General features: G+C 67.8%; 2 protein-coding genes. Both read left to right on the plus strand.

All coding sequences use genetic code 11. The annotated features are described in order from the left end of the window. Positions 1-70: 70 nt before the first annotated feature. Positions 71-382 (plus strand): transposase, encoded by a 312-nt coding sequence (locus tag DPM19_RS34680; protein ID WP_111872332.1) that lies wholly within the window; start codon positions 71-73, stop codon positions 380-382. Beyond that, positions 379-1,311 (plus strand): IS3 family transposase, encoded by a 933-nt coding sequence (locus tag DPM19_RS34685; protein ID WP_111872333.1) that lies wholly within the window; start codon positions 379-381, stop codon positions 1,309-1,311. Before DPM19_RS34680 ends, DPM19_RS34685 begins: the two co-directional genes overlap by 4 nt. The last annotated feature ends 30 nt before the right edge of the window (positions 1,312-1,341 follow it).

The following is a 1,341-nucleotide window of genomic DNA, read 5'->3' on the forward strand; positions in this document are numbered from 1 at the left end:
TGAGCTTCCCCCGTTTTGCCGGAGAGTTCCAGACCTGGTCTGATCGTTCAGACCTGGAAGGAAAGTTTTCGTGGCACCACCCCGTAAGTACCCCGATGAGCTGCGTGAACGAGCCGTGCGGCTGTATCGGGAGTCCGATCGCAAGCCGGTGATCCGGCGGTTGGCCGAGCAGCTGAACGTCCATCCCGAGGCGCTGCGCACCTGGATCCGGCAGGACCAGGCCGACCACGGCGAGCGCGATGACCGGCCGACCACCGCGATGCTGGAGGAGAACCGGCGGCTGCGCAAGGAGATCGCCGAGCTCAAGCGGGTCAACGAGGTGTTGCGGGCCGCCAGCGCTTATTTCGCGGCCGAGATCGACCCGACCCGGCGACGGTCATGAGGTTCATCGACTCCCATGACTTCGCGGTCGGTCTCGTCCTTCGGGTCCTGGGCATCGCGTCCTCGACGTACTACGGCTGGCGGGCCCGCGCGACCACGCCGTCACGGCGGCAGATGCGGGACGCCGAGCTGCTGGAACGTATCCATCAGATCCGGGCGTCCAACGAGTTCGCCGCCGCCTACGGATCGCCGCGCGTGTGGCTCGAGCTCAAGCGCCAGGGCGTGCAGTGCGGCCGCAAGCGCATCGAACGCATCATGCGCCAGAACGGACTTCAGGGCGCGCACCTGCGCAAGGGCTGCAAGAGCGGCTCGACCCGGCAGAACCCCCGCCACACGGCGGCGCCCGACCTGGTGGAGCGCGACTTCACCGCGGCCGCGCCGAACCGGCTGTGGGTGGCCGACCTGACCCGGGTCCTCACCGGCGAGGGCGTGCTGTGGCTCGCCTCGGTGCGCGACGCGTTCTCCAACCGTGTCATCGGATGGAAGACCGCGCCGCGGGCCGACACCGACCTGGTGCTGACCGCGCTGGAGTACGCCCTGTGGTCCCGTGACGTTCGTGCGGGTCAGCTCGTTCATCACTCGGACAAGGGCTGTCAATATACGGCCATTCGGTTCACCCGGCGGCTGGCCGACGCCGGCATCGCGCCCTCCACCGGCTCGACCGGCGACAGCTACGACAACGCCTTGGCCGAGAACCTGTGGTCGACGCTGAAGACCGAGTTGATCTACTGGCCGAACGCGAGTTTCGCCACCCGCGCCGACGCCGAAGCGGCGATCTTCCGCTACGTCGACGGCTGGTACAACCCCCGCCGCATCCAGCAACGGCTCGGCGGCCTGTCACCCGAGGAGTACGAGGAGGCGTACTACCGCACACTCCAAGATCAACCCGACACGGCTACCACCCAACCCGACCCCGTCCGAGCCAGGTAACCGGAGTTCCGGGAAAACGGGGGAACCTCA

Source organism: Actinomadura craniellae, from assembly GCF_003289645.1.
Lineage (GTDB): Bacteria > Actinomycetota > Actinomycetes > Streptosporangiales > Streptosporangiaceae > Actinomadura_D > Actinomadura_D craniellae.

Coding starts and splice junctions, on each gene's coding strand:
- DPM19_RS34685 (WP_111872333.1), top strand. CDS start 379: ATGAGGTTCATCGACTCCCATGACTTCGCGGTCGGTCTCGTCCTTCGG.